This is a genomic window from Streptomyces sp. NPDC017991 (assembly GCF_044328075.1).
In the GTDB taxonomy this organism is placed as follows: Bacteria; Actinomycetota; Actinomycetes; order Streptomycetales; family Streptomycetaceae; genus Streptomyces.
In genome coordinates this window covers 176,384-202,779 of record NZ_JBIRGP010000007.1, presented here as the reverse complement: position 1 = coordinate 202,779, position 26,396 = coordinate 176,384, and the positions used below count along the sequence as shown (strand labels likewise).

Here is a 26,396-nt window from a genome sequence, read left to right as displayed (position 1 = left end):
TGAGTCCTTCTCGGGCCCCGCCCGGCACGGACACGGGCACGTGCATGTGCCTCCGGAAGAGCCGCCGCTCCGGCCGTTCGTGTCCCTCGCGGACCCGGACACGTACGACGCCGACACCGCGCGGATGCGTCCGACGGGCCCCCGCCGGCGCAGCGGCGTGGCCGCCGCCGCGGCCTGCGTGGTGCTCGGCCTCGGCCTCATCGGCGGTGCGCTGACGGGGAGTTGGCTCACCGGGGACAGCTCCGGAGGTCCGGCGGCGCCGGACGCGTTCACCGCGGCCGGAGAGCTGTGGCACAGCGTGCCCGTCGACGAACTCTTCCCGCCCACGGTCAAGGGCGACGGCGCGGGCCCCGGCGGCTCCGACCGCACCTGGACGCGTATCGCCGTGGCCCCCGACAGCGGCTGCGGCGACGCCTTCGACCCGCTCCTGCAGAAGGCCCTCGCGCCCGCCGGCTGCCTGCGCCTCCTGCGGGCCACCTACACGGACGCGACCCGCAGCCACGTCACCACGGTCGGCCTGCTGTTCACGAAGGCCGACGCCGCCGCCATGGGCGTACTGCACCGCCGGTTCGAGGAGCAGAAGCTCGACAGCCGGCGTGACCTCATGCCCCGTACGTACGCGGCCAAGGGCACCGTCGCCGCGGGCTTCGGCGACGACCAGCGCGCGTCCTGGACGCTGTCGGTCCTGACCGACGCCCCGGTCGTCACCTACGCGGTCTCCGGCTTCGCCGACGGCCGTCCCGTCGGTGAGGCGCAGCCCGCCGAGGACGCGGTGAAGGCCGACGCGACCACACCGCCCGCCCAGGCCGGCCTCGGGCACGACGCACAGGGCCTCGCCGACCGCGTCGAGCGAAGCCTCCGTAAGACCGTCGACTCGGCCACGGAGAAGCCGTCATGAGCCCCCGGGCCCCGCGCGGACCCCGCAGGGCGCTTCGCGCGAGGGGCCTGCTGGTCGTCACGCTGGCCGCCGGTCTCGCCCTCCTGCCCTCCACCGCCGCCCACGCCGACGGCATCCGCGCGAAGCAGTGGGCGCTGGAGGCCATGCACACGACCGAGGCGTGGCAGACGACGAAGGGCGCGGGCATCACCGTCGCCGTCCTCGACACGGGCGTCGACGACGAACACCCGGACCTCGCGGGCAACGTCCTCACCGGCAAGGACATGGTCGGTTTCGGCGCGGGCCGGGGCGACCGCCCCTGGGCCCGGCACGGCACGGCGATGGCCGGCATCATCGCGGGTCACGGACACGGCCCGGGCAACGACGACGGAGTCATGGGCATCGCCCCCGAAGCGAAGATCCTCCCCGTCCGGGTGATCCTCGAAGACGGCGACTCGGCCCGCGGGAAGGCCCGCAACACCCGCGGCAACGCCCTCGCCGAAGGCATCCGCTGGGCCGCCGACCACGGCGCCGACGTCATCAACCTCTCCCTCGGCGACGACTCCAAGTCCGCCCACCCGGAGGCCTCCGAGGACGCCGCCGTGCAGTACGCCCTGAAGAAGGGCGCCGCCGTCATCGCCTCGGCCGGGAACGGCGGCGAGAAGGGCGACCACATCTCGTACCCGGCGGCCTACCCGGGCGTGATCGCCGCGACCGCCGTCGACCGCTACGGGACCCGCGCCTCGTTCTCCACCCGCCGCTGGTACGCCACGGTCAGCGCCCCCGGCGTCGACGTGGTGATAGCCGATCCCGACCGGAAGTACTACGAGGGCTGGGGCACCAGCGCCGCCTCGGCCTTCGTCTCCGGGGCCGTCGCCCTCGTCAAGGCCGCCCATCCCGGTCTGTCCCCGGCGCAGATCAAGGACCTCCTTGAGGACACGGCCCGCGACGCACCCTCCGGCGGTCGCGACGACTCCCTGGGATACGGCTTCGTGGACCCGGCGGCAGCCATCAAGGCGGCGGCCGGTCTGAAGCCGGAGAACCTGAGGGCGGCGGCCAACTCCGACCAGTACTTCGGCAAGGGCCCGGACACCGCCGAGGACGACGGGCCCTCGACCGCCTGGGCCGGCCCCCTGGCGGGCAGCGTCGGCGGCGTCCTCCTCGTCGTGGCGGTCATTCTGTGGCGAGGCAGCAGACGGCCCCGCCACTCCGACATCCCGTAGACCTCACCGGACCCCGCAGGGATCTCGCAGGGGTTTCGCGGGGGTTCGGCGCGGTGCTTCAGCGCGGTGGTTCAGGTGCCGGTCAAGGCGGTCACGGCGGCCTTCGCCGCCGCCTCCACCATCGAAATCCCCTCGGTCTTCGTGGAGTTGCCGTCCGACAGCACCGCGACGAGGTACTCGCGGCCGTCCGCCTCCACCCGCCCGACGCTGTTGATGTCCCACAGCCCGGTCGCGGTCCGCGGCAGCCACCCGTTCTTCAGGGCGAACCCGGTCTGCCCCGCGGCCGACACCCCCCAGTCCTGTCCCACGGCGATGTCTTCCATCAGCCCCCGCAGATAGGACCGGGAGTCCTCGTCCAGCTCCGAATCTTCCGCGTCCCCGAACACCTGCCGCAGCAGGGTGAGTTGATCGGCGGCCGTGGTCTGCGTCAGCCCCCACAGCACCCCGTCCCCGCCCTCGGTGTCGCCGAGCCCGAAGCGTGCGTTGGCCTCCGCCAGTCCCTGCGCCCGGCCGATCGCCTTCCACAGCGCGGTGGCGGACGCGTTGTCGCTGTCGCGGATCATCGCGGAGGCGTACGTCTTCTCCTGCGCGGTGAGATCCCGCCCCGCGTCCTGCGCCTGCAGCAGCAGCGAGGCCAGGATGTCGGCCTTCACGATGCTCGCGGTGTCGAACGCCCCGTCCCCGTACACCGCGCTCCGCCCGGACTCCGTGTCCAGCACCGCCACCGACAGCCGCGCCCCGGCCTCGACGGCGACGGAGCCCACCGCCTCGACGAGCAGCGCGTCCGCGTCCCCGGACGCGGGGGTGGGATCCGCGGACGTGGGTGCCGTCACAGGTTCCACCGTCGCCTCCGTCGTGGCCGTCGTCCGGGATGACGCCGAGGAGGATACGAGTTCACCGGCGTCGTGTGCCCGCGCCGTCACGTACACCGTCCCCGAGGCCGTGGCGCCGAGCAGGACGAGGGAGGCGACCGCCGCGTGCCCGAGCGGCCTGGCGCGGGACGGTCGGTCACCGGGCCGGCGTGCTCTGTGAGGGAACATGCCGCGAGCCTGGGCCGTGCCACTGTGCGCCCGGTTGGACGCGGGTGAGAAGCGCGTCAGGGATCGCTGAGAAATCCCTGAGTCCCGGGAACAGCCTGTTTCCGGGACGGGCAGGCAGGGGCAGGTACGGGCAGAAACGAATAGATACGGGCAGGCGCGGGCAAAGCGTGCGGTCGTCCGCGAAGGCCCCGGCAGGCCCGCGTCGGCCCACCGGCGGGACCGGACGACCGCCCCCGATAGGCTCGGTTCCCGTGGCGAACAAGAACATCCCCGACCCCGGTTTCTCCGACGACGACGGCTCCGCCGATCCCCGGCTGAGCGCGGCGCTCGCGACCTGGGCCGAGGACCGGTCCGCGCACGGCCCCGTCCTGGCGGCCCTCAAGGGCGCGCGGCTCCTCGTGCCCGTGGTCGCCGTGCTCGGCGAGGTCGAGGAGGACGAGAACGGCCTGCGCCACGAGAAGACCAGCGACATGGCCGTCCCCACCCTGAAGGCGGGCGACCGCACCGCGCTGCCCGCCTTCACCTCCACCGAGTCACTGGCCCGCTGGGACCCGGCGGCCCGCCCCGTCGCCGTACCCCTGCACCAGGCCCTCCAGGCCGCCGCGCACGAGAAGGCCGACACGGTCGTCCTCGACCTGGCGGGACCCGTGGCGTACGAGCTGACCGGCCCGGCGCTGCTGGCGCTCGCCGAGGGGCGTACGACGACGGATCCGCTGGCCGACCCCGCCGTGGTCGCCGCGGTACGCGCCGCGGTCGCCGCCGAGCCCCTGGTGCTCCGCGCCCACCTCGGCCCCGGGCGGGCCGACGGCACCCTGGCCCTCGTCCTGGACCCGGCCGCCGCGCCGGCCGAGACCGCCCAGGCCGTCGCCCGGCGCCTCGCGGCCGACGAAACGCTGAGGGCCCGCCTGGTGCGCGGCCTCGACCTGGCACTTCTGCCGGCCGAGGCGACGCCACCGGGCGAGCCCCTGTACGTACGCCGCTAGTGCCGTGCGAGGAGGGCGGCCGGTCTCAGCCGTAGACCGGGCCCGTGTACTTCTCGCCCGGGCCCTGGCCCGGCTCGTCCGGGACGAGCGACGCCTCGCGGAACGCCAGCTGGAGCGACTTCAGGCCGTCGCGCAGCGGCGACGCGTGGAAGGAGCTGATCTCGGTCGCGCTCGCGTCGAGCAGTCCGGCCAGGGCGTGGACCAGCTTGCGCGCCTCGTCGAGGTCCTTGTACGTGTCACCCTCCTCGGACAGGCCGAGCTTCACGGCGGCGGCGCTCATCAGGTTCACGGCGACCGTGACCAGGACCTCGACCGCGGGGACCTCGGCGATGTCGCGGGTCATGTCGTCGAAACCGGGGGTCTGGGGAGGGGTGTCACTCATGCCCCACACGATAGGCCCCGGCCCGCCGGGCCCCGCCCGCGGGAGACGCGTACGGCTCTCGGCGCGCGCCAGGAACCGATGCGCGGCCCGGAACCGGCGCGTGCCCGGAACCGGTGCCCGCACACCGATTCGCACCACCCGGGGGGAACTGCTAACCTTGTGTAACGACCGGCCGGACACTCCTGTGCCCGGCCCACAAGTGGAGGCTCCGAACTCCCACCCGACCATCCTCCGGGAAGGCGGGTCACCCGGTCAGGCGGCCCCCATCGTTCCGTACGGACGATGGAGCCGCTGGATATGCGCCCCGCGGTTGACCGCGGCGGTGCTCCGGTCATCCTTGGAGCCACCGCCTGTGTCCCGTCCGGGGCATTTTTCATGTCCCATGGCGGTTGGTTCAGTGAGAAGACGTACGCGAGCTGTCTGCCAGACAGCCGTGTGGTGCTATCCGAGGAGGATCCATCAGCGCCGAGCCCCGCATCAACGACCGGATTCGCGTTCCCGAGGTACGACTTGTAGGTCCCAGCGGTGAGCAGGTCGGGATTGTTCCGCTTGCCAAGGCCCTGGAGCTTGCGCAGGAGTACGACCTCGACCTGGTCGAGGTGGCCGCGACCGCGCGTCCGCCGGTCTGCAAGCTCATGGACTACGGGAAGTTCAAGTACGAGTCGGCCATGAAGGCCCGTGAGGCGCGCAAGAACCAGGCGCACACGGTCATCAAGGAGATGAAGCTCCGGCCGAAGATCGACCCGCACGACTACGACACCAAGAAGGGCCACGTCGTCCGCTTCCTCAAGCAGGGCGACAAGGTCAAGATCACGATCATGTTCCGTGGTCGCGAGCAGTCCAGGCCGGAACTCGGCTACCGACTGCTGCAGCGTCTCGCCACGGACGTCGAGGATCTCGGGTTCATCGAGTCGAACCCGAAGCAGGACGGCCGAAACATGATCATGGTTCTCGGCCCGCACAAGAAGAAGACAGAGGCGATGGCCGAAGCCCGCGAGGCCCAGGCGGCCCGCAAGGCGGAGGCGAAGGCCAACCCGGGCAAGTCGCAGAACCACGCGGGTGACGAGATCTCCGACGAGGAGGTCGCCGAGACCGAGGCCGTCGAGGCTCCGGCCGAGGCTCCCGCCGAAGCCTGATCCGGGGTGCGAGTCCCAGGGGTTTCCGGACGCGAGTCCGGGGACGTCAGCCCATACATATGACGTTCCGTTGTGCCCGGTCTGACGACCGGGCACAGGAACGCCACCGACGAGGAGAGAACGGCGCCATGCCGAAGAACAAGTCGCACAGCGGTGCCAGCAAGCGCTTCAAGATCACCGGCTCCGGCAAGGTGCTCCGCGAGCGTGCCGGCAAGCGCCACCTGCTTGAGCACAAGTCGTCGCGCGTGACGCGCCGCCTCACCGGTACCGCCGAGATGGCCCCGGGCGACGCCAAGAAGATCAAGAAGCTTCTCGGCAAGTGACGTGCCGGCGCTCCGGCGCCGTCTGTCAGGACCGGGACCCCATCGATTTCGGACCGTGTGACGACCACCACGGTCCCGCTGCAAGGAGTTAACAAGTGGCACGCGTCAAGCGGGCAGTCAACGCCCACAAGAAGCGCCGGGCAATCCTCGAAGCCGCCAGCGGCTACCGCGGTCAGCGCTCGCGTCTGTACCGCAAGGCCAAGGAGCAGGTCACCCACTCCCTGGTCTACAACTACAACGACCGCAAGAAGCGCAAGGGCGACTTCCGTCGGCTGTGGATCCAGCGCATCAACGCTGCGGCCCGCCAGAACGGCATGACGTACAACCGCCTCATCCAGGGTCTGAACGCCGCCAACATCGAGGTGGACCGCAAGATCCTCGCGGAGCTGGCCGTCAACGACGCCAACGCGTTCGCCGCGCTCGTCGAGGTCGCGCAGAAGGCCCTGCCGTCGGACGTCAACGCGCCCAAGGCTGCGTGACACTGGCGCTGGCCCCGGCCGGAACCTCTGTGTGGGCTCGCTTGCCTTCGGGCTGCGGGCCCACATTTGTTGTGTCCGAGTGTTCTCTTCAAGATCTTCAAGAGGGGCACCCCTCTCGGCGCGGCAAGCGGTACGCCCCGCCCGTGAACCGAAGGTGAGTCCATGTCCAGCGGCCCCGAGCTGATCTCCCCCCGCTCGCAGCGCGTCTCCGCCGCCCGGCGGCTCGCCAGGCGGAGCTTCCGGGGCAAGGAGCGGCTGTTCCTCGCCGAGGGGCCCCAGGCCGTGCGGGAGGCCGCCGCCCACCGCGTCGGAACCGAGCCCGCGCTCGTCGAACTGTTCGCCACGGTCGACGCCGCCGAGCGGTACGCCGACATCGTGGGGGAGGCCCGGGACGCCGGAGCCCGGCTGCACCTCGCCGACGACGACGTGATCGCGGACATCTCGACGACCGTCACCCCGCAGGGGCTCGTCGGGATCTGCCGGTTCCTGGACACCCCCTTCGAGGAGATCGTCGCGGCGCGGCCCAAGCTGGTCGCCGTCCTGGCACATGTGCGGGACCCCGGGAACGCGGGCACCGTCCTGCGCTGCGCCGACGCGGCCGGCGCCGACGCCGTCGTCCTCACCGACGCCTCCGTCGACCTCTACAACCCCAAGTCCGTACGGGCGTCGGTCGGCTCCCTGTTCCATCTGCCCGTCGCGGTCGGCGTACCCGTGGAGCAGGCCGTGCAAGGGCTCAGGGACGCCGGTGTACGCATCCTGGCCGCCGATGGCGCGGGCGAGGACGACCTCGACGACGAACTCGACAAGGGCACCATGGGCGGGCCGACCGCCTGGGTCTTCGGCAACGAGGCGTGGGGGCTTCCGGCTCAGACACGTGCGCTGGCGGACGCCGTCGTGCGCGTGCCGATCCACGGCAGGGCCGAAAGCCTGAACCTCGCGACGGCCGCCGCCGTATGTCTCTACGCGTCGGCTCGCGCGCAGCGTGCCCGCCGTGCTCGTTCCTGAGGGGGTCCGTCCGGTCACTCCCAGCTAGTAGGGTGACGGGCCCGGGGACCCGCCCCCCAAGCTCTCGGCTGCGCTTGAGCAGGGAGGTTGCCCCGGATGCCGGACGAGAGGTGGGGTACGGGGATGAGTGTCGGCACGAGCGGTGCGCAGAGCGCGCTGCGGGCACACGGGGTGCGGAGCGCTCCCGCGCCGCGGCACGCCGATCCCGCGGAACTCGGCATCGACCCGGACGACCTCCCCGACGGCCTCGTCATCGCCGACGAACGCGGCCGGGTGATCTGCTTCAACGCCGCCGCCGCCCGGATCACCGCCACCCCCGCCGCCGAGGCCCTCGGCCACCATCTGGAGCGGGCCCTGCCGCTGGAGGACCTCGAAGGCCGCCGCTGGTGGCAGCTGACCGACCCGTACGGCGGTCTCGCGATCCGGGTCGGACAGCCCGAGCGCAATCTCCTGCTCCCGGGCGGCCGGGAGGTCCTGGTCACGGCGCGGTACGTGCGGGTGCGGCCCACCGGCCCGGTCCGCCGGGTCGTCGTCTCGCTCCGCGACACCGAGGGCCGCCGCCGCACCGAGCGCAGCCATGCCGAGCTGATCGCCACGGTCGCCCACGAACTGCGCTCGCCGCTCACCTCCGTCAAGGGCTTCACGGCCACGCTGCTCGCCAAGTGGGAGCGGTTCACCGACGACCAGAAGAAGCTGATGCTGGAGACGGTCGACGCGGACGCCAACCGGGTCACCCGCCTCATCGCCGAACTCCTCGACATCTCCCGCATCGACTCCGGGCGCCTGGAGGTACGGCGTCAGCCGGTGGACATAGGCGCCGCCGTCGGCCGCCACATCCAGGCGTACGTGGCCTCCGGACAGTCCGCCGACCGCTTCCTGCTGCGCATCGGCCAGCCGCTGCCCGACCTGTGGGCCGACCCCGACAAGGTCGACCAGGTGCTCAGCAACCTGCTGGAAAATGCGGTGCGGCACGGCGAGGGAACCGTCACCATCGACGTGGAGCCCGCGCCGTCACCCCGCGAAGGGGAGGACGTCTGCACGTCGGTCACGGTGAGCGACGAGGGCCCCGGAATCCCGGAGGAGTCCATGAACCGCGTCTTCACCCGCTTCTGGCGGGGCAGCAAGCGCGGCGGCACCGGCCTCGGGCTGTACATCGTCAAGGGCATCGTCGAGGCCCACGGCGGCACCATCACCGTCGGCCGCGCCCCCGAGGGCGGCGCACAGTTCCGATTTACGCTGCCCGTGGGCACCCCGGCGTATCTGCAGTAACGCCGAAGCGGCCCCCACGGGCGCGTTCGCACACCCGGCTCAGCTCGGACCAGGCGTCGGAGCCGGGTGCTCACCCCCGTTAGACTCGGCCTTTGGCACCTTTGCGTCCCCTTTTCAGGGACAGGGCGTCCCGCGAGTCGCGACGGGGACCGTCGGCCAACCAATCGGAAGCACGGGAAGAGATGTCGGCACCGAACAAGTCGTACGACCCTGTTGAGGTCGAGGCACTGAAACCGGAAGAGATCGAGCGCATGCGGGACGAGGCGCTCGCCGCCTTCGCCGCCGCCGGTGACCTCGACACGCTCCAGGAGGCCAAGGTCGCCCACACCGGCGGCGCCTCGCCGCTGGCCCTGGCCAACCGTGAGATCGGCGCCCTGCCCCCGCACGCCAAGGCCGCCGCCGGCAAGCTCGTCGGCCAGGCCCGCGGCGCGGTGAACAAGGCACTCGCCGCCCGCCAGGTCGAACTGGAGGCCGAGCGGGACGCCCGTGTGCTGGTCGAGGAGGCCGTGGACGTCACACTGCCCCACGACCGTGTACCGGCCGGCGCCCGGCACCCGCTGACCACCATGATGGAGCGGGTCGCGGACGTCTTCGTGTCCATGGGATACGAGATCGCCGAGGGCCCCGAGGTCGAGGCGGAGTGGTTCAACTTCGACGCCCTCAACTTCACCCCGGACCACCCGGCCCGGCAGATGCAGGACACCTTCTTCGTCCGGGGTGCGAAGGGCGCGCAGGGTTCCGAGGGCTCCGGCGACGAGTCCGGTGTCGTGCTGCGCACCCACACCTCGCCGGTGCAGGCCCGCGCCATGCTGGACCGTGAGCCGCCCGTCTACATCGTGTGCCCCGGCCGCGTGTACCGCACGGACGAGCTGGACGCCACGCACACCCCGGTCTTCCACCAGATCGAGCTGCTCGCCATCGACGAGGGCCTGACCATGGCCGACCTCAAGGGCACCCTGGACCACATGGTCCAGTCGCTCTTCGGCGCCGACATGAAGACCCGGCTGCGGCCGAACTACTTCCCCTTCACCGAGCCGTCCGCCGAGATGGACATGCTCTGCTATGTCTGCAGGGGCGAGTCCGTCGGCAACCCCGACCGCCCCTGTCGCACCTGCTCCAGCGAGGGCTGGATCGAGCTGGGCGGCTGCGGCATGGTCAACCCGCGGGTGCTCACCGCCTGCGGTGTGGACCCCCAGAAGTACAGCGGATTCGCCTTCGGGTTCGGCATCGAACGGATGCTGATGTTCCGCCACAACGTCGAAGACATGCGAGACATGGTCGAGGGTGACGTCCGGTTCACCCGGCCGTTCGGGATGGAGATCTGATGCGGGTCCCGCTTTCCTGGCTGCGGGAGTACGTCGACCTCCCCGCCACCGAGACCGGCCGCGATGTGCAGGCCAGGCTCGTGTCCGCCGGCCTTGAGGTCGAGCGGGTCGAGCAGCTCGGCGCCGGCCTCAAGGGGCCGCTCGTCGTCGGCAGGGTGCTGACCATCGAGGAGCTGGAGGGCTTCAAGAAGCCCATCCGCTTCTGCACCGTCGACGTCGGTCAGGCCAACGGCACCGGCGAGCCGCAGGAGATCGTCTGCGGCGCCCGCAACTTCGCCGTCGGCGACAAGGTCGTCGTGGTCCTGCCCGGCGCCGTCCTGCCCGGCGACTTCGCGATCGCCGCGCGCAAGACGTACGGCCACACCTCGCACGGCATGATCTGCTCCGGCGACGAGCTGGGCATGGGCGACGACGGCACCGGGGGCATCATCGTCCTGCCGCCCGAGCACGAGGTCGGCACCGACGCGATCGAGCTGCTCGAACTCGTCGACGAGGTCCTCGACATCGCCGTCACGCCCGACCGCGGCTACGCCCTGTCGATGCGCGGTGTGGCCCGTGAGGCCGCCACCGCCTACGGCGTCGACCTGCGCGACCCGGCGCTGCTCGACGTGCCGGGCCCCAACGCCTTCGGGCACCCGGTGCAGGTCGCCGACCCGGTGGGCTGCGACCGCTTCACCGCGCGGACCGTCACCGGTCTGTCGCCCGAGGCCCGCTCCCCGATCTGGCTGACCCGCCGCCTCCAGAAGGCGGGCATGCGCCCGATCTCGCTGGCCGTCGACATCACCAACTACGTGATGCTGGAGCTGGGCCAGCCCCTGCACGCGTACGACCGCTCCCGGATCCAGGGTGCGATCGGTGTGCGCCGGGCCGAGCAGGGCGAGAAGCTCACCACCCTCGACGGCGCCAAGCGCACGCTGGACGCCGGGGACCTGGTGATCACCGACGACCGCGGGCCCATCGGCCTCGCGGGTGTCATGGGCGGTGCCAACACCGAGATCGACGACACCGAGGGCACCACCACCGAGGTCGTCGTCGAGGCGGCGCACTTCGACCCGATCTCCATCGCCCGCACGGCCCGCCGGCACAAGCTGGCCTCCGAGGCGTCCAAGCGCTTCGAGCGGGGTGTCGACCCCGAGGCCGCTGCCGCCGCCGCGCAGCGCACGGTCGACCTGCTGGTCCTCCTCGCCGGCGGTACCGCCGACGCGGGTGTCACCCAGGTCGTCTCCCCGTCCGCGCCGCACACCATCACCATCCCGGCGAACCACCCGGACAGGGTCGCGGGCGTCGACTACGGCCGCGAGACCGTCGTACGCCGTCTCCAGCAGGTCGGCTGCGACGTCTACGGCCAGGACGAGCTGATCGTCACCGTGCCGTCGTGGCGGCCCGACCTGACGGATCCGAACGACCTGGCCGAAGAGGTCATCAGGCTTGAGGGCTACGAGAACCTGCCCTCGACGCTGCCCAGGCCCCCCGCGGGTCTGGGCCTGACCGACCGGCAGCGGCTGCACCGCCGGGTCGGCCGCGCGCTGGCCGGCGCCGGGTACGTGGAGGCGCTGAACTACCCGTTCATCGGGACCGAGGTGCTCGACCAGCTCGGTCTGGAGGCCGACGACCCGCGCCGCACCGTGGTGACGCTGGCCAACCCGCTCTCCGACGAGGAGCCCGCGATGCGTACGACGCTGCTGCCGGGGCTCCTCGGCGCGCTGCGCCGCAACGACGGCCGGGGCTCGCACGACCTGGCGCTCTTCGAGACCGGCCTGGTCTTCCGGCCGACCGGCGAGGAGGGCAGGGCCGAACGCCTGCCCGTCGACCGGCGCCCCACCGACGAGGAGATCGCCGGGATCGACGCCGCGCTGCCGCGCCAGCCGCGCCGTGCCGCCGTCGTCCTCGCGGGCGCCCGTGAACAGGCCGGCTGGTGGGGCAAGGGACGCCCGGCCAACTGGGCGGACGCCGTCGAGGCCGCCCGTACCGTGGCCCGGGAGGCCGGCGTCGAACTGACCGTGCGCGGCGACCGGCACGCGCCCTGGCACCCGGGGCGCTGCGCCGCGCTGTACGTCACGGTGAACGGCGAGGAGACGCTCGTCGGTCACGCCGGTGAGCTGCACCCGCGGGTCGTCAAGGCGCTGCATCTGCCGGAGCGCAGCTGCGCCATGGAGATCGAGCTGGATCTCCTGGAGCGGGCGGGCGCGGGTGCGCCGGCCGCGCCGCGCATCTCCGCGTTCCCGGTCGCGACGCAGGATGTCGCGCTCGTCGTCGCGCGGGACGTGCCGGCCGCCGATGTCGAGGCCGCGTTGCGTGAGGGTGCGGGTGAACTCCTCGAATCCGTCCGGCTGTTCGACGTGTACGAGGGGGAGCAGCTCGGTGAGGGGCGGAAGTCGCTCGCTTACGCGTTGCGCTTCCGTGCGGGGGATCGCACGTTGACCGTGGACGAGGCGTCCGCCGCGCGGGACTCGGCGGTCGCCCTCGCGGGCGAGCGTACGGGGGCGGTTCTGCGTAGTTAGTTCCGCTGGTCCTGATGGGGGTGGGGGGACTGCGGGTCGCTCGTCGGGTGCGGGTCCGATGTGGCCGGCCGCGCAGTTCCCCGCGCCCCTTGAGGGCGTTGCCCTCGGGCTGTGTGGTGATGTGCGGGTGCATCGTGGCTGGCCGCGCAGTTCCCCGCGCCCCTGAAGGCACAGGGCGTCTCCTTGCGGGGGCGCCCTTTGTGCTGTTTGTGGGGGGCTCACTCATTTGGGTGACATGCGTGGGTGGTTCGGGTCGGGCGGGGGGTGTGGTCGACAGAATCGACCCGGCCGAAGAGGCCGGTGCCTGCGCTGGACAGGGTCTGGGGGGCCGTCGGCATGATCCGTTTCAAGGCTGGGGTGCCCCGTCGGGCCGGGCCCCGGAGGAACCACCTGACACTCGGCCGCACCAGGGCCCGCGCCCGCCGTCGGCAGCGGCTGCGCCGCCTGCTCGCGCTGGGGCTGCCCACCGCCTGGGGCGCGGTGGCGATCACCTACAAACTGGCCTGTCCGCTCGCCCAGCAGAACGGGCTGGGCGCGCGGATCGCCACCTGTGCCGTGTTCTTCGCCGTCGGCACAGGACTGATGCTGCACGTCAGACGGGGGCTGCTGCGGGAGTTGCGGCAGATCCACCGGGTCGCCGGCGCCGCCCAGGGCGTCCTCCTGCGTCCGCTGCCGCCGAGCGTCGACGGCCTGAACGTCGCGGCCGCCCAGGTCTCCGCGGACCGCGGGGCCCGCGTCGGCGGTGACCTGTACGAGGTGATCGGTACGGAACACGGCGTCCGGGTCGTGATGGGCGACGTCCGCGGGCACGGGCTCGCCGCCATCGGGACCGTCGCCGCCGTACTGGGCAGCTTCCGCGAGGCCGTCCACGACGAACCCGAACTCCCCGGCGTGCTGCGGAAACTGGAGCGCGCCATGGCCCGGCACCTCAGGGAGCGGGCGAAGGCCGAGCACCCCTCGTCCGGACTCGACCCCGACAGCCCGGTCGCCGAGGAGTTCGTCACCGTGCTGCTTCTGGAGATCGGCCGTGACGGCGAGGTGAGCGCCCTGAACTGCGGTCACCCGTGGCCGTATCTGCTGCGCGCGGACGGGGGAGCGGCCGAGGCGACAGGCCGGGAACGAGGACACGTGGAGCACCTCGGCTTCGGAGACCCCCTGCCTCCCCTCGGGGCCTTTCCGCTCCCCGCCGAACTGCCCGTCGTCCGCTGCGGGCCGCTGTTGCCGGGCGAGGCGCTTTTCCTCTACACGGACGGTGTCGAGGACGCTCGCGACAGCACCGGCCGCTTCTTCCCCCTGCCCGCCGCGCTCACCGAGGCCACCCGTACCCACGCGACCTCACCACAGGAGGTCCTGGGCTCGGTCTTCACCCAGCTCCTGGCCCACGCGGACGGCCTCCCGACCGACGACGTCGCCCTCCTGGTACTCGCCAACGGCAGGACACAGGTCCCGGCGTCCCACCGAGAGCAAGTGGCAACACCCCTCTAAGGGCTCGGGGTTGTGACAGGTGCGGCTCCGCCGCGTGGGCGTGACCGGTGGAGACGGAGCCGTCCGCCCGCCACGGAGTGTCGGGCAGGCGGCAGGGCGGACGGCGTAGTTCCGGGCCGCCGCACTGTACGAGGGGGAGCCGGCGGCCCGGCCGGCCTCTTGCGAGGCATTTCAGTCAACCGGCTCACCACTCTCCGCAACAGCGCGCACACTGCCCGGATCCGGGCACTCCGTTCACACCCCGTGTGAAGGGAGAGGCGCTAGGTTGAAAAGCACCGTCTGCACCCAGCCATCGGATGGCCTTCATGCAGCCCAACACTCTGCTCGACGCGATCCTCGACGAGGCCGGAATCTCACACGCGGGACTCGCCGCCCATGTGAACCAGGCAGGACGGGTGCGCGGTCTCGCGCTCCGCTACGAACACACCGCCGTGGCACGGTGGTTGAAGGGGCAGCGCCCCCGTGGCCAGGTGCCCGACCTGATCTGCGAGGTCCTCGCCACCCGGCTCCAACGGCCCGTCACACTCGACGACATCGGCCTCGGGGTGCCCGGCGAACCGGCCACCCCGCACGGTACGACGCTCTCCGGCTTCGTCGAGCGGGCCACCGCGCTGTGGCGTTCCGACGAACAGCAGCGCCCGCACATACTGGGCGCCCCCGCCGTCACCGGCACGCCCGCCGTGATGCCCGTGTGGGAGTGGGAGAACCCGCCGGAGGACGTGGACGTCTCACGCGGCGGACGCCACCGCGTACGCATGTCCGACATCGAGATGCTGCGCGCCGCCCGCGCCCACTACGAGCAGATGTACCGCAAGGCCGGCGGCGTCGCGACCCGTACGCGCATCGTCGGATTCCTCAACTCCGAGACCGCGCCTCTTCTGCGCGGCAGCTACACCGACGCCACCGGCCGTCAGCTCCACCGCGCCACCGGCGGCCTGGTGGCAATCGCCGGCATCTGCGCGTACGACTCCGACGCGCACGGGCTCGCCCAGCGCTACTTCCACCAGGCGCTCAGACTCGCGAAGGCCAGCGGGGACAGAGGACTTGGCGCCTATGTGATCGCGCTCCTCGTCAACCAGGCGCTGTTCATGCGTGAGAACCGGCAGGCGGTGGCCTTCGCCGAGGCCGCGCTGCGCGCCGCGGGGCGGCACATCACGCCGGCGCTCGCGTCGGACCTCTCCGCGATGCAGGCCAAGGCGTACGCGCACCTCGGTGACGGCAGCAGCGCGCTGTCCTGCATCCGGCGTGCCGAGCAGGCCGCCGACCGCATCCGGCGCGGCTACGAGCCGGACGAGACCGGTTATGTCCAGCCGGGCCTGGTCAACGTGCAGGTGGCGGAGGCGCTGCTGAGCCTCGGCGATCTGACCGCCGCGCGGGAGCACGCGGCGGCCGCGGTGGACAATCCGGCGCACGACCGTGGCCGGGTGCACCGGCTCGCCATGCTCAGCCAGATCGAACTGCGCCAGGGAAACGCCGACCGAGCGGTGGTCACCGCGGTCGAGATGGCGGAACGGGCACGCGGGATGGAGTCCCAGCGGCTGCGCGACAGACTGCGGGCGGTACGCGAACACCTGGTGGCCAGCGGATGCGCGGGCACCTCCGAGGCCGCCGAACTCATCGACGGAGCCCTGCGCGTGCCGCTCTAGGAACAGCTCCGACACCCGACCGTCCCGACCGCCCGGGGGCCACGAGTCCTCCTGGCGGGTGTCTTCGCGCCTGCCACTGCGCCGGGAGCGGCCCACTGCGAGCCTGCTGTGCGGACACTCCTGCTGCGATATTGCCACCTACCCGTCGAAAGGTGGCAGAAAAGTGCAGTGGACGAAACAGAACGAACAAATCGTGTACGCAAATCGCTGGTTCAGCGTCAATCTCGCAGATGTCGCATTGCCCGACGGCCGGCATCTCGATCACTTCTTAATCCGGCTGCGGCCCGTCGCCGTGGCCACTGTCGTGAACGAGGCGAACGAGGTGCTGCTTCTGTGGCGGCACCGCTTCATCACCGACAGCTGGGGATGGGAGCTTCCCGCGGGGGTCGTCGAGGACGGTGAGGACATCGCCGTCGCGGCGGCCCGCGAACTGGAGGAGGAGACCGGCTGGCGGCCGGGACCTCTGCGCCATCTCATGAGCGTCGAGCCCTCGAACGGGCTCACCGACGCCCGGCACCACATCTACTGGGCCGACGAAGGCGCGTACATCGGGCATCCTGTGGACGACTTCGAGTCCGACCGCCGGGAATGGGTTCCCCTGAAGCTCGCTCCCGACATGGTCGCCCGTGGTGAGGTTCCGGCCGCCAACATGGCTGCCGCGCTGCTCCTCCTGCACCATTTGAGGCTCGGGCAGGACGCCTTGCCCTGATCCCCCACCGCGTCCACGGGCTCAACGGCCCAGAGCCTGCCAGACCGCCACGGCCAGCGCGCCCACTGCCGTGACGACCGCGACCGCGCGCAGCGGCCAGCGGGTGTGTTCCAGCGCGATGACCCGGGTACTCAGGTCGTCGAGCTCCTTGGCGGTCTGTTCGGCGCGATGACTGAGCAGAGTCATGCACCCCTCGACGGTGGCATGGGCCACATCGAGACGGCGGCGTAACTCTGCGACTTCTCCTCGGACCACGGGATGCTCCGGGTCGGCGGTCACGTGTCCGCTCCTTTCCGTAGTCGTCACATCCCTAACACGTGCACGGAAAGTCAACAGGCCTGGTGGGTGCGTGGGGAGCGTGTGCGAGGGGCATATGCGGGCCCGGAGCGCACACGGTGTGTGAATACGGCGGGCCCGGCCCTCGAAAGAGAGCCGGGCCCGCGCAGGCCAACGCTTACACAGAGGGTGACCACTTGCCTTTGAGGGGCGCGGGGAACCGCGCACCCAGCCACAACGGACCCGCACCCGACGAGCAACCCGCGGTCTCCGGAATCACCGGGCGGGGGCGCCTACGGATACGTATAGAACCCGGAGCCCGACTTCCGCCCAAGACGCCCCGCGTCGACCATCCGCTGAAGCAGCGGCGGAGCCGCGTACAACGGCTCCTTGTACTCCTCGTACATCGAGTACGCGACCGAAGCCACCGTGTCGAGCCCGATCAGATCGGACAGCTTGAGCGGCCCCATCGGATGGGCGCACCCCAGCTCCATGCCGTTGTCGATGTCCTCACGGCTCGCCATGCCGGACTCGAACATCCGGATCGCGGAGAGCAGGTACGGGATCAGCAGCGCGTTGACCACGAAGCCCGAGCGGTCCTGCGCGCGGATCGCGTGCTTGCCGAGGATCTTCTCCACCAGGGACTGCGCCCGGCTGATGGTGCCCTCGGAGGTGGTCAGCGCCGGGATCAGCTCGACGAGCTTCTGCACCGGTGCCGGGTTGAAGAAGTGGATGCCGATGACCTGGTCGGGGCGCGAGGTGGCGACGGCGAGCTTCACCAGCGGGATGGAGGAGGTGTTCGAGGCGAGGATCGCGTCCTGGCGCAGCACCACCTGGTCCAGCACCTGGAAGATCTCCGTCTTCACCTGCTCGTTCTCGACGACCGCCTCGATCACCAGATCGCGGTCGGAGAACTCGCCGAGGTCGGTCGTGAAGGAGAGCCGGTCCTGTGTGGCGTCCCGCTCCTCCTCGGTGATCTTGCCGCGTTCGGCGGCCTTGGAGAGCGAGTTGTAGAGCCGGGTCCGGCCAATCTCCAACGCCTCACCAGTGGTCTCGGCGACCTTCACGTCCAGGCCGGCGCGGGCGCACACCTCGGCGATGCCCGCTCCCATCTGGCCGCAGCCCACCACTCCGACGCGTTCGATGTCGGTCACATCGTCCCTTTCGCTCTCACTGTCCGCTCCCACTGTCATGGGTCCGGCGGGTGTCCGTTGTCCGGTACCCGCCGACGCCACGCACGTTACTCCGGATCTGTCCACGTACGGCGGGCCGGGTCGGGCATGCTGTGCGAGGTAGACGGTCCGTGACCGGGCGGACCCACTGCGTTTGGGGTGTGCGGCATGGGGCGTATGTCACGCCGGGGATTCGCGACGGCCGCGGCGGCCGGACTGTCGGGACTCGTCACCGCGGGAGTGGCTGTGGCGGCGGAGCTGTCCGGGGGAGGCGGTGGCGGCGGAGGCAGGGGCGGGCACGGCGGCTCCGGTGGCCGCCGGCACCGGCGCCGGGACCCCGCCGGTGCGCTGCGCGGCATGTGGCTGGCGACCGTGGCGAACCGCGACTGGCCCTCGAAGCCCGGCCTGACGGCCGCTCAGCAGCGGGCCGAACTGCTCACGCACCTCGACACGGCGGTGGAGCGCAGGCTGAACGCCGTGATCTTCCAGGTGCGCCCCACGGCCGACGCCCTGTGGGCCTCGCCCTTCGAGCCCTGGGCGCAGTACCTGACCGGTGTCCAGGGCAAGGACCCCGGCTGGGACCCGCTGGGCACCGCCGTCACGGAGGCCCACGCGCGGGGGCTCGAACTGCACGCCTGGTTCAACCCGTACCGCGTCGCCAACCACACCGACCCGACGCGGCTCGTCGCCTCGCACCCGGCCCGCGTCCACCCCGACTGGATCGTGCCCTACGGCGGGAAGCTCTACTACAACCCCGGTCTGCCCGAGGTCCGCGCCTTCGTGCAGGACGCGATGCTGGACGCGGTGGGGAAGTACGCCGTGGACGCCGTCCACTGGGACGACTACTTCTATCCGTACCCGGTCGCGGGCCAGGTCTTCGACGACGACGCCGCGTACGCCGCGCACGGCGGGCAGTTCCCCGACCGGGCCGCGTGGCGGCGCGACAACATCGACCGGCTGGTGCTGGAGACCGCCGCCCGGATCAAGAAGGTCCGCCCCGGCACGCGGTTCGGGATCAGCCCCTTCGGGGTGTGGCGCAACGCGGCGACCGACCCACTGGGCTCGGACAGCCGGGCCGGCGTGCAGACGTACGACGACCTGCACGCGGACACCAGGAAATGGGTCCGGGAGAACTGGATCGACTACATCTGCCCGCAGCTGTACTGGAACATCGGCTTCGCTGCGGCCGACTACGCGAAGCTCGTCCCCTGGTGGTCGCAGGTCGCGCAGGGCAGTGGGACGAAGCTGTACGTGGGCGAGGCGCTGTACAAGGCCGGTGATCCGGCGCAGCCCGCGGCCTGGCAGGACCCGGCCGAGCTGTCCGGGCATCTCACCCTCGCCGCGAACCATCCGCAGGTGGGCGGGCACGTCTTCTTCTCGGCCAAGGAAGTGGCCGCCGACCGGATCGGAGCCATGGCGAGAGTGGTCGCCGACCACTACCAGCAGCCGGCGACGCCCACCCGCTGATTCAGCGGGTGGTGTCCTCGTGGCGCTGGACCACGCAGTCGGGGCCGGGAGACATCAGGGTCTCGTGACCGTCTTCGAAGCGGACCCGGTACGGGGGGTTCCCGCGCTGTCCGAGCACCTCGATGACTTCCGCGACCCGGTCGTGCTGCCCGACGATCCTGCCGTGCACCAGCAGATGGTCGCCTACGGTTGCCTGCATCTGTAGGGCCTCTCGTTCCGCACGGGAGTGGCGCTTCGTGACCGCAAGTCTACGGCGGGTGGCGCGCGTTGGGCCCGGGCCGTACGAACCGGTCAGCCCCGGGCCCGTTGGGTGACCGCGATGCAGACGAGTACCCCGGCCGCTGTCAGCGGGGCGGCCGGGGTCAGGTGCTCGCCCAGGAGCAGTACCGACCACACCAGGGTGAGCAGCGGCTGGGCCAGCTGCAGCTGACTGGCCTTCGGTATGCCGATCGCGGCCATCCCGCGGTACCAGACGACCAGGCCGAGGAACTGTGAGCCGACCGCGACCCACAGCAGCCCGGTCACACTGTGTGCGGTCAGTTCCACGGGCTCGTACGACAGGGCGATCGCGGCGACCGGCACCGTGAGCGGCAGACACAGGACCAGCGCCCAGCCGATGACCTGCCAGCCCGGCATCACCCGGGCCAGCCGGCCGCCCTCCGTGTAGCCCGCCGCGCAGATGACAAGCGCGCCGAAGAGGTAGGCGTCCGCGCTGCTCAGGGCGCCGCCGCTCTGCTGCACGGTGAAGGCGATGACCACGGCGGCGCCCGCCGACGCCGCCGCCCAGAAGGTGCGGGAGGGACGGGTGCCGACGCGCAGGGCCGAGAACAGGGCGGTCGTCAGGGGGAGCAGACCGACGACGACGGCGGCGTGCGCGGTGGTCGACGTCTCCAGGGCGAGGGTGGTGAGCATCGGGAAGCCGAGGACGACTCCGGCGGCGACGACGGCGAGCCCGGCCCAGTGGCGGCGGCCGGGCAGCGGGACGCGCAGGGCGAGCAGACAGCCGCCCGCGACGATCGCGGCCAGGACGCTCCGCACGGCCACGAGCGACCAGGGGCCGAAGCCCTCCAGGCCCCACGCGGTGGCGGGAAAGGTGAGGGAGAAGGCGACGACGCCGAGCGCGGCCATGAGGGTCCCGGAACGGGGATCCGGCCGCCCGGAGCCCCGGGGGGCCGCTGAAGGGCCGCCGGGCGTGCCGGACACACTGGGCCCGCCGGTCACCGCTATCGAGGTCCGCGTGGTAGCGCTATTCTCTGCTCTCATGCATGAGCGTAGCAGCGTTGCTGAGCTGGCCGATCGGCTGCGGAACGAGCTGGACCGCTACTCTCCAGGTGGAAAGCTGCCGTCCAGTCGCGTACTAGTCGAGCGGTTCCGGGTGAGCCCCGTGACCGTGTCCCGGGCGCTGGCCCAGCTCTCCGCCGAGGGGCTGGTGGTCACCCGGCCCGGGGCGGGGGCGTTCCGGGCCGAGCCGCGCGCCGCCGGGCCGGCCGTCGGGGACACCTCCTGGCAGGAGGTCGCCCTCAGCGCGGACGCCACGACCGACCTCGTACCCCGCACGGTGGACGCCTCGGGCGTGCTCGTCTCGCTGGCCGCGCCGCCGCCGGGAGTCATCGAGTTCAACGGCGGCTATCTGCACCCCTCGCTGCAGCCGGAACGGGCGATGGCCGCGGCGCTCTCCAGGGCGGGCCGCCGTCCTGGCGTCTGGGCGCGCCCGCCGGTGGACGGGCTGCCGGAGCTGCGCGAGTGGTTCGCACGGGGCATCGGCGGCGCCATCACCGCCGCCGAGGTGCTCATCACGGCCGGCGGCCAGTCCGCGCTGACCACCGCGCTGCGCGCGCTCGCCCCGCCCGGCGCTCCGGTCCTCGTCGAGTCGCCCACGTATCCCGGCATGCTGGCGATCGCCCGCGCGGCCGGACAGCGGCCCGTGCCCGTGCCCGTGGACCGGGACGGAGTGCGGCCGGCACTGCTCGCCGATGCCTTCCGGGCCACCGGCGCCCGCGTCTTCGTCTGCCAGCCGCTGTTCCAGAACCCGACCGGCGCGGTGCTCGCCCCCGAGCGGCGCGGCGAGGTGCTGCGGATCGCCCGGGAGGCGGGCGCGTTCGTCGTCGAGGACGACTTCGTACGCCGGCTCGTGCACGAGGACGCGGGGCCGCTGCCGCGTCCGCTGGCCGCGGACGACCCCGACGGAGTCGTCGTGCACGTCTCCTCGCTGACCAAGGCCACCTCGCCGAGCTTCCGGGTGAGCGCGCTGGCGGCCCGCGGGCCCGTACTGGAACGGCTGCGGGCCATCCAGGTCGTCGACACCTTCTTCGTGCCACGGCCGCTCCAGGAGGCGGCCCTGGAACTCGTCGGCTCGCCCGCCTGGCCCCGCCATCTGCGAGCCGTCTCGGCGGAACTGCGCGTCCGGCGGGACGCGATGGCCGCCGCACTGCGCCTGCGGCTGCCCGAACTCGCCCTGCCCCACATCCCGTCCGGCGGCTACCAGCTGTGGCTGCGCCTGCCCGACGGCACCGGGGGTACCTCCCAGGCCTTCGGCTCCGGGGGAGAGTCGGCGCTCCTGTCCGCCGCCCTGCGCGCGGGCGTGGCCGTCACCCCGGGCCGCCCCTACTTCAGCGCCGAGCCCCCGGCGGCCTACCTGCGCCTGAGCTTCGCGGCGGTCGCGAGCACCGCCGAGATCACCGAGGGCGTCCGCAGGCTGCACACGGCCTGCGTCGAAACCGGTTCGACAGCGGGAGCCTGACCTGCGACTCTCCCGCCATGACCGACATACCCAGCCTGCCCGAGGGCTACGAGATCTCCACCGACCCGGCGCGTATCGACGTCGACCGGGTCCACCGCTGGCTCGCCGGCGACGCGTACTGGGCCCTCGACCGGCCGCGGGAGAAGCAGGAGCGCGCGATGGCCGGATCGCTCAACTTCGGGGCGTACGAGAAGGTTTCGGGCGACCAGGCGGCGTACGCGCGCGTGGTGACCGACGGGGCGACCTTCGCCTGGCTCTGCGACGTGTACGTGGACCGCTCCGCGCGGGGCAAGGGGCTCGGCACCGCCCTGGTCACCGCCGTATGCGACCACCTGCGGCCCCTCGGCCTGCGCCGCGTGCTGCTCGCCACCCACGACGCGCACGGGGTCTACGAGAAGCTCGGGTTCAAGGCGCTCGACCGGCCCGACCGGTGGATGACACTGGGCCTCGAATGACGGTGTCTCGATTCTCCGTCCGTGCACTGTCCCGCGAAGTTTGTGCGGGCCTTCGCGTGAGTATTCCGTGTGTGCCGTCGATCTGCTCTTGACCTGCGCAGTTCCGGCGCTCACGATCGCCGCATGCATGTTCGGGTCACGCTGATAGCCGCCGCCCGCGGTTCCTCGTTGCTCGCCGAGCGCTTCGACGACGACCGGCCGCTGGACCAGGCGGGCTGGGGCGAGGTGCAGCGCGTCGCCCATGCCCTCGTCCCGCTCGCCGCGGCCGAAATGCGGTACTGCTCGCCGACCCCGCGCAGCCGGGCCACCGGGGACGCGCTGGGCCTCGCGCCGCTGGTCCAGCCGGCGCTGCGGGACTGCGACATGGGCCGCTGGCGCGGTCTGACCCTCGGGGAGGCGATGGCCCGAGAACCCGAGGCGGTGGACGCCTGGCTCGCCGACCCGTACTCCGCGGCCCACGGCGGCGAGCCGCTCGCCGAGTTCGTCCAGCGGGTGGGCGGCTGGCTCGACACCCGCCCCGCCGACGACGGCGGCCGGATCGTCGCCGTGGCGGAACCCGCGGTCGTCCGCGCCGCGCTCGTCTACGCCCTGCGGGCGTACCCGTCGACGTACTGGAACTTCGACGTCCGCCCGCTGTCGACGGCCACCCTCATCGGTTGGGCCGGCCGCTGGAACCTCCGCTTCGACGCCCAGTACGAACGCGTGTAGTCCGCGGTGCCCGGAGCGGGTGTGCCTGGTCAGGCGCGTGTGTAGTCCGTCGTGAGGAGCAGGTCCTTGGCGGGTCCGCCCACCCGCCACACCGTCCGCCAGCGGTCCGCGCCGTACACGGTGAACTCGCCCCGGTAGAGGTCCGCCGAGCACGGATGGTCGGTGACGTACCTGCCGGTGGCGAGGTCCAGGTCGTGGAAGGGGCGGCCGTCGGCGAACCGTACGTCGGCCCGGCTCTTCCCGTCGCCCGGCAGGAATCTGAGGGTGCGCTCGGCGGGCCGGGCCACGCCCTGCCACTCGAAGGTGCCGGACTCGCGGTGGAGCAGCCCCTCGGAGGGGCCGGAGCCGTCGTTGTCCAGCCCCTCGAACACCGTCGTCCCCCTGAAGGCGCCCGTCGCCCCGCTCGCGAGATCCCGCACCGAACGCTCCACGTGCCAGCTCCCGGCCAGGTACGCCAGCACGTCGCCCACCGGCCGGAATCCGGCCATCCCCTCCGTCACCGCGGCCTCTCCTGTCCAACCCATTGACGTGATCCTGCCCCCTACCTATCTTGCCGTTCGAAGTATTGATCAGCGTCCGATATATCGAACACGCACTACGCACATCACGCACATCACGCACATCACGCGCACCGCATGCCATGTCGCACGCCTCTCAGAGCCGCGGAGGACCCATGTCACATGCCCGCACCCGCACTCGCCGGAGACTCGCCCTCACGGCCGGCACTCTGCTGGCCGCCTCCTTCCTCGTCCCGCCCCCGGTGAGCGCGGCCCCCGCCCCCGCTGCCGCGGCCGAGGACGCCGCCGACTACGCGATCACGGTCGACCCGAAGTCCACGGGCGCGAAGATCGACGACACGATGTACGGCGTCTTCTTCGAGGACATCAACCGGGCCGCGGACGGCGGACTGTACGCGGAGCTGGTCCAGAACCGGTCGTTCGAGTACTCGACCGCCGACAACCGCGCGTACACCCCGCTCACCTCCTGGGCCACCACCGGCACCGCGGCGACCGCGGACGACGACGGCCGGCTGAACGCCCGCAACCGCACCTACCTCGCCCTGGGTGCCGACTCGTCCGTCACCAACTCCGGCTACAACACCGGGATTTCGGTGGAGGAGGGCAAGACCTACGACTTCTCCGTATGGGCCCGCGCCGACGGATCCTCCGCCCTCACAGTGACCCTCCAGGACGCGGACGGCGAGCTGGCGCAGGCCCGCCGCGTCACCGCGCGCGGCGGCTGGGCCAAGTACACGGCACGCCTCACCGCTACCCGCACCAGCGCCACCGGCCGCCTCACGGTGGCGTCGGGCAGCCCCGCCGCGCTCGACATGATCTCGCTCGTCCCGCGCGACACGTACAAGGGCCACGGCCTGCGCGCGGACCTCGCCCGGAAGATCGCCGTACTGGACCCCGCCTTCGTCCGCTTCCCGGGCGGCTGCCTGGTCAACACCGGCAGCATGAAGGGGTACGACGAGGAGTCCGGCTGGGAGCGCAAGCGCGCGTACCAGTGGAAGGACACGATCGGCCCGGTCGAGCAGCGCGCGACGAACGCCAACTTCTGGGGCTACAACCAGAGTTACGGCCTCGGCTACTACGAGTACTTCCAGTTCTCCGAGGACGTCGGAGCCATGCCGCTGCCCGTGGTGCCCGCCCTCGTCACCGGCTGCGGCCAGAACCAGGCCGTCGACGACGACGCGCTGCTGAAGCGGCACATCCAGGACACCCTGGACCTCATCGAGTTCGCCAACGGGCCGGTGACCAGCGAGTGGGGTGGGAAGCGGGCGCGGATGGGCCACCCGAAGCCCTTCCGCCTCACCCACCTCGCGGTCGGCAACGAGGAGAACCTGCCGGACGAATACTTCGAGCGCTTCAAGCAGTTCCGCGCGGCCGTCGAGGCGAAGTACCCGGACGTCACCGTCGTCTCCAACTCCGGCCCGGACGACAGCGGTTCGACCTTCGACACGGCCTGGAAACTCAACCGGGAAGCGAACGTCGACCTGGTCGACGAGCACTACTACAACAGCCCCCAGTGGTTCCTGCAGAACAACGACCGCTACGACTCGTACGACAGGAACGGCCCCAAGGTCTTCCTCGGCGAGTACGCCTCCCAGGGCAACACCTTCAAGAACGCCCTCTCCGAAGCCGCGTTCATGACCGGCCTCGAACGCAACGCGGACGTCGTGAAGCTCGCCTCGTACGCCCCACTGCTCGCCAACGAGGACTACGTGCAGTGGCGCCCCGACCTGATCTGGTTCAACAACCACGCCTCCTGGAACTCCGCCAACTACGAGGTGCAGAAGCTCTTCATGCGCAATGTCGGCGACCGGGTCGTGCCGTCGAGCGCGACCGGCACACCGTCGGTGAGCGGTCCCATCACGGGCGCGGTCGGCCTGTCGACGTGGGCGACGAGCGCCGCCTACGACGATGTGCGGGTGACCGGCGCGGACGGCACGGAACTCCTCGCCGACGACTTCTCCGGTGACGCCTCGCGGTGGACCCACACGGGCGGCGGCAGCTGGAGCGTCCAGGACGGGCAGTACATGCAGAGCGACGAGGCCGCGGAGAACACCATGGTCTCCGCGGGCGACCCCGCCTGGCACGACTACGACGTGCACGTGAAGGCCACCAAGAAGGCCGGCAAGGAGGGCTTCCTCGTCGCCTTCGGCGTCAAGGACACCGGCAACTACTACTGGTGGAACCTGGGCGGCTGGAACAACACCCAGTCCGCCGTCGAACAGGCCGTGGACGGCGGCAAGTCGACGCTGGTCTCCAAGGCCGGGTCGATCGAGACGGGCCGCGCCTACGACATCGACATCAAGGTGCGCGGCCGGCAGGTGACCCTCCTCCTCGACGGACAGGAGTGGGGTAGTTTCACCGACGACAAGCCCGCCGAGCCGTTCCGTCAGGTGGTCACCAAGGACAGGAGGACCGGCGACCTGATCGTCAAGGTGGTCAACGCCCAGGCGGTGGACGCCCGTACGGCGGTCGACCTCGGGAGCGCGAAGGTCCGCCCGAAGGCCGAGGTGACCACCCTCGCCGCCGCGCCCGACGCCGTGAACACCGAGACGGACACGGCCGTCGCACCGGCCACGTCCACCTTCTCGGGAGTCGCAGGCAAGTTCACGTACACCTTCCCGGCGAATTCGGTGACGTTCCTGCGCATCAGGAAGGGGTGACGGGCCGGGCGGTCCGG

The 26,396-nt window shown here is 71.6% G+C and carries 24 protein-coding genes and 1 pseudogene; 18 read left to right on the top strand and 7 right to left on the bottom strand.

Annotated features, from left to right (window positions below; translation table 11 throughout):
* The first annotated feature begins 40 nt into the window (after window positions 1–40).
* Both ACH4DZ_RS22050 and mycP read left to right on the top strand, forming a co-directional pair.
* Window positions 41–898, top strand: a complete 858-nt coding sequence (locus ACH4DZ_RS22050) for a hypothetical protein (RefSeq protein ID WP_398288956.1) — start codon at window positions 41–43, stop codon at window positions 896–898.
* Entirely contained in the window at window positions 895–2,100 is a 1,206-nt protein-coding gene (gene mycP, locus ACH4DZ_RS22045) for a type VII secretion-associated serine protease mycosin (protein ID WP_398288955.1), read from the top strand. The genes ACH4DZ_RS22050 and mycP overlap by 4 nt, the downstream gene beginning before the upstream one ends.
* A 71-nt stretch (window positions 2,101–2,171) precedes the next feature.
* On the opposite strand, the gene ACH4DZ_RS22040 is transcribed toward mycP, so the two are convergent.
* On the bottom strand, window positions 2,172–3,140 hold the full coding sequence (locus ACH4DZ_RS22040; RefSeq protein ID WP_398288954.1) for a serine hydrolase: 969 nt from the start codon (window positions 3,138–3,140) through the stop codon (window positions 2,172–2,174).
* A 251-nt stretch (window positions 3,141–3,391) separates the two neighbouring features.
* Between ACH4DZ_RS22040 and ACH4DZ_RS22035 the strand changes: the two genes are divergently transcribed.
* Window positions 3,392–4,123 carry an SseB family protein gene (locus tag ACH4DZ_RS22035; protein ID WP_398288953.1) on the top strand — a complete coding sequence of 244 codons (732 nt, stop codon included), beginning with the start codon at window positions 3,392–3,394 and terminating at the stop codon, window positions 4,121–4,123.
* A 25-nt stretch (window positions 4,124–4,148) separates the two neighbouring features.
* On the opposite strand, the gene ACH4DZ_RS22030 is transcribed toward ACH4DZ_RS22035, so the two are convergent.
* Window positions 4,149–4,505 (bottom strand): DUF1844 domain-containing protein, encoded by a 357-nt coding sequence (locus tag ACH4DZ_RS22030; protein WP_398288952.1) that lies wholly within the window; start codon window positions 4,503–4,505, stop codon window positions 4,149–4,151.
* Window positions 4,506–4,938: 433 nt separating this feature from the next.
* On the opposite strand from ACH4DZ_RS22030, the pseudogene infC reads away from it, so the two are divergent.
* The 10 genes and pseudogenes from infC to ACH4DZ_RS21980 all read left to right on the top strand — a co-directional run bounded on the left by infC (window position 4,939) and on the right by ACH4DZ_RS21980 (window position 16,383).
* Window positions 4,939–5,641: pseudogene (gene infC, locus ACH4DZ_RS22025) on the top strand (translation initiation factor IF-3).
* 128 nt (window positions 5,642–5,769) lie between these two features.
* Window positions 5,770–5,964 (top strand): 50S ribosomal protein L35, encoded by a 195-nt coding sequence (gene rpmI, locus ACH4DZ_RS22020; protein WP_073499621.1) that lies wholly within the window; start codon window positions 5,770–5,772, stop codon window positions 5,962–5,964.
* A 95-nt stretch (window positions 5,965–6,059) separates the two neighbouring features.
* Window positions 6,060–6,443 (top strand): 50S ribosomal protein L20, encoded by a 384-nt coding sequence (rplT, locus tag ACH4DZ_RS22015; RefSeq protein ID WP_024494113.1) that lies wholly within the window; start codon window positions 6,060–6,062, stop codon window positions 6,441–6,443.
* Window positions 6,444–6,605: 162 nt separating this feature from the next.
* Window positions 6,606–7,448, top strand: a complete 843-nt coding sequence (locus tag ACH4DZ_RS22010; protein WP_398288951.1) for a TrmH family RNA methyltransferase — start codon at window positions 6,606–6,608, stop codon at window positions 7,446–7,448.
* 123 nt (window positions 7,449–7,571) lie between these two features.
* On the top strand, window positions 7,572–8,717 hold the full coding sequence (locus ACH4DZ_RS22005) for an ATP-binding protein (RefSeq protein ID WP_398288950.1): 1,146 nt from the start codon (window positions 7,572–7,574) through the stop codon (window positions 8,715–8,717).
* Window positions 8,718–8,899: 182 nt separating this feature from the next.
* Entirely contained in the window at window positions 8,900–10,042 is a 1,143-nt protein-coding gene (gene pheS / locus ACH4DZ_RS22000; protein WP_398288949.1) for a phenylalanine--tRNA ligase subunit alpha, read from the top strand.
* Entirely contained in the window at window positions 10,042–12,543 is a 2,502-nt protein-coding gene (pheT, locus tag ACH4DZ_RS21995; RefSeq protein WP_398288948.1) for a phenylalanine--tRNA ligase subunit beta, read from the top strand. The genes pheS and pheT overlap by 1 nt, the downstream gene beginning before the upstream one ends.
* A gap of 336 nt (window positions 12,544–12,879) precedes the next feature.
* The gene (locus ACH4DZ_RS21990) at window positions 12,880–14,028 is read left to right on the top strand and encodes a PP2C family protein-serine/threonine phosphatase (RefSeq protein WP_398288946.1); all 1,149 of its coding nucleotides are present in this window, start codon (window positions 12,880–12,882) and stop codon (window positions 14,026–14,028) included.
* A gap of 305 nt (window positions 14,029–14,333) precedes the next feature.
* Window positions 14,334–15,674, top strand: coding sequence for a transcriptional regulator (locus tag ACH4DZ_RS21985; protein ID WP_398288945.1), 1,341 nt, complete (start codon window positions 14,334–14,336; stop codon window positions 15,672–15,674).
* 163 nt (window positions 15,675–15,837) lie between these two features.
* Complete coding sequence (locus tag ACH4DZ_RS21980) at window positions 15,838–16,383, top strand: NUDIX hydrolase (RefSeq protein ID WP_107019813.1); 546 nt, start codon at window positions 15,838–15,840, stop codon at window positions 16,381–16,383.
* A gap of 21 nt (window positions 16,384–16,404) precedes the next feature.
* Here the strand turns inward: ACH4DZ_RS21980 and ACH4DZ_RS21975 are convergent, their stop codons facing one another.
* Together ACH4DZ_RS21975 and ACH4DZ_RS21970 are read right to left on the bottom strand one after the other, a co-directional pair.
* Complete coding sequence (locus ACH4DZ_RS21975) at window positions 16,405–16,662, bottom strand: hypothetical protein (protein ID WP_189772944.1); 258 nt, start codon at window positions 16,660–16,662, stop codon at window positions 16,405–16,407.
* Between the two features lie 290 nt (window positions 16,663–16,952).
* Window positions 16,953–17,813, bottom strand: a complete 861-nt coding sequence (locus ACH4DZ_RS21970) for a 3-hydroxybutyryl-CoA dehydrogenase (protein ID WP_398288944.1) — start codon at window positions 17,811–17,813, stop codon at window positions 16,953–16,955.
* A gap of 186 nt (window positions 17,814–17,999) precedes the next feature.
* Between ACH4DZ_RS21970 and ACH4DZ_RS21965 the strand changes: the two genes are divergently transcribed.
* Entirely contained in the window at window positions 18,000–19,298 is a 1,299-nt protein-coding gene (locus ACH4DZ_RS21965; RefSeq protein WP_398288943.1) for a glycoside hydrolase family 10 protein, read from the top strand.
* A 1-nt stretch (window position 19,299) separates the two neighbouring features.
* Here ACH4DZ_RS21965 and ACH4DZ_RS21960 read toward each other — a convergent pair whose 3' ends face one another.
* Both ACH4DZ_RS21960 and ACH4DZ_RS21955 read right to left on the bottom strand, forming a co-directional pair.
* On the bottom strand, window positions 19,300–19,497 hold the full coding sequence (locus tag ACH4DZ_RS21960; RefSeq protein ID WP_398288941.1) for a DUF1918 domain-containing protein: 198 nt from the start codon (window positions 19,495–19,497) through the stop codon (window positions 19,300–19,302).
* 92 nt (window positions 19,498–19,589) lie between these two features.
* Window positions 19,590–20,561, bottom strand: coding sequence for a DMT family transporter (locus tag ACH4DZ_RS21955; protein ID WP_398288940.1), 972 nt, complete (start codon window positions 20,559–20,561; stop codon window positions 19,590–19,592).
* On the opposite strand from ACH4DZ_RS21955, the gene ACH4DZ_RS21950 reads away from it, so the two are divergent.
* The 3 genes from ACH4DZ_RS21950 to ACH4DZ_RS21940 all read left to right on the top strand — a co-directional run bounded on the left by ACH4DZ_RS21950 (window position 20,560) and on the right by ACH4DZ_RS21940 (window position 23,201).
* Window positions 20,560–22,038 carry a PLP-dependent aminotransferase family protein gene (locus ACH4DZ_RS21950; protein ID WP_398288939.1) on the top strand — a complete coding sequence of 493 codons (1,479 nt, stop codon included), beginning with the start codon at window positions 20,560–20,562 and terminating at the stop codon, window positions 22,036–22,038. The genes ACH4DZ_RS21955 and ACH4DZ_RS21950 overlap by 2 nt on opposite strands.
* A gap of 17 nt (window positions 22,039–22,055) precedes the next feature.
* Window positions 22,056–22,493 (top strand): GNAT family N-acetyltransferase, encoded by a 438-nt coding sequence (locus tag ACH4DZ_RS21945; RefSeq protein ID WP_398288938.1) that lies wholly within the window; start codon window positions 22,056–22,058, stop codon window positions 22,491–22,493.
* 123 nt (window positions 22,494–22,616) lie between these two features.
* Window positions 22,617–23,201 (top strand): histidine phosphatase family protein, encoded by a 585-nt coding sequence (locus tag ACH4DZ_RS21940; RefSeq protein ID WP_398288937.1) that lies wholly within the window; start codon window positions 22,617–22,619, stop codon window positions 23,199–23,201.
* Window positions 23,202–23,230: 29 nt separating this feature from the next.
* Here ACH4DZ_RS21940 and ACH4DZ_RS21935 read toward each other — a convergent pair whose 3' ends face one another.
* A complete protein-coding gene (locus tag ACH4DZ_RS21935) occupies window positions 23,231–23,689 on the bottom strand; it encodes a DUF6314 family protein (RefSeq protein ID WP_398289220.1) in 459 nt (152 codons plus the stop codon).
* 185 nt (window positions 23,690–23,874) lie between these two features.
* On the opposite strand from ACH4DZ_RS21935, the gene ACH4DZ_RS21930 reads away from it, so the two are divergent.
* Window positions 23,875–26,379: an alpha-L-arabinofuranosidase C-terminal domain-containing protein gene (locus ACH4DZ_RS21930; protein WP_398288935.1), complete on the top strand. Its 2,505-nt coding sequence runs from the start codon at window positions 23,875–23,877 to the stop codon at window positions 26,377–26,379.
* Window positions 26,380–26,396: the final 17 nt, after the last annotated feature.

What these genes read in the sequence shown, in the direction of transcription:
- mycP (WP_398288955.1), top strand. Translation starts at nt 895, where the DNA reads ATGAGCCCCCGGGCCCCGCGCGGACCCCGCAGGGCGCTTCGCGCGAGG.
- ACH4DZ_RS22040 (WP_398288954.1), bottom strand. Translation starts at nt 3,140, where the DNA reads ATGTTCCCTCACAGAGCACGCCGGCCCGGTGACCGACCGTCCCGCGCC.
- ACH4DZ_RS22030 (WP_398288952.1), bottom strand. Translation starts at nt 4,505, where the DNA reads ATGAGTGACACCCCTCCCCAGACCCCCGGTTTCGACGACATGACCCGC.
- rpmI (WP_073499621.1), top strand. Translation starts at nt 5,770, where the DNA reads ATGCCGAAGAACAAGTCGCACAGCGGTGCCAGCAAGCGCTTCAAGATC.
- ACH4DZ_RS22010 (WP_398288951.1), top strand. Translation starts at nt 6,606, where the DNA reads ATGTCCAGCGGCCCCGAGCTGATCTCCCCCCGCTCGCAGCGCGTCTCC.
- ACH4DZ_RS22005 (WP_398288950.1), top strand. Translation starts at nt 7,572, where the DNA reads ATGAGTGTCGGCACGAGCGGTGCGCAGAGCGCGCTGCGGGCACACGGG.
- pheS (WP_398288949.1), top strand. Translation starts at nt 8,900, where the DNA reads ATGTCGGCACCGAACAAGTCGTACGACCCTGTTGAGGTCGAGGCACTG.
- pheT (WP_398288948.1), top strand. Translation starts at nt 10,042, where the DNA reads ATGCGGGTCCCGCTTTCCTGGCTGCGGGAGTACGTCGACCTCCCCGCC.
- ACH4DZ_RS21990 (WP_398288946.1), top strand. Translation starts at nt 12,880, where the DNA reads ATGATCCGTTTCAAGGCTGGGGTGCCCCGTCGGGCCGGGCCCCGGAGG.
- ACH4DZ_RS21985 (WP_398288945.1), top strand. Translation starts at nt 14,334, where the DNA reads ATGCAGCCCAACACTCTGCTCGACGCGATCCTCGACGAGGCCGGAATC.
- ACH4DZ_RS21965 (WP_398288943.1), top strand. Translation starts at nt 18,000, where the DNA reads ATGGGGCGTATGTCACGCCGGGGATTCGCGACGGCCGCGGCGGCCGGA.
- ACH4DZ_RS21960 (WP_398288941.1), bottom strand. Translation starts at nt 19,497, where the DNA reads ATGCAGGCAACCGTAGGCGACCATCTGCTGGTGCACGGCAGGATCGTC.
- ACH4DZ_RS21950 (WP_398288939.1), top strand. Translation starts at nt 20,560, where the DNA reads ATGCATGAGCGTAGCAGCGTTGCTGAGCTGGCCGATCGGCTGCGGAAC.
- ACH4DZ_RS21955 (WP_398288940.1), bottom strand. Translation starts at nt 20,561, where the DNA reads ATGAGAGCAGAGAATAGCGCTACCACGCGGACCTCGATAGCGGTGACC.
- ACH4DZ_RS21945 (WP_398288938.1), top strand. Translation starts at nt 22,056, where the DNA reads ATGACCGACATACCCAGCCTGCCCGAGGGCTACGAGATCTCCACCGAC.
- ACH4DZ_RS21940 (WP_398288937.1), top strand. Translation starts at nt 22,617, where the DNA reads ATGCATGTTCGGGTCACGCTGATAGCCGCCGCCCGCGGTTCCTCGTTG.
- ACH4DZ_RS21935 (WP_398289220.1), bottom strand. Translation starts at nt 23,689, where the DNA reads ATGGCCGGATTCCGGCCGGTGGGCGACGTGCTGGCGTACCTGGCCGGG.
- ACH4DZ_RS21930 (WP_398288935.1), top strand. Translation starts at nt 23,875, where the DNA reads ATGTCACATGCCCGCACCCGCACTCGCCGGAGACTCGCCCTCACGGCC.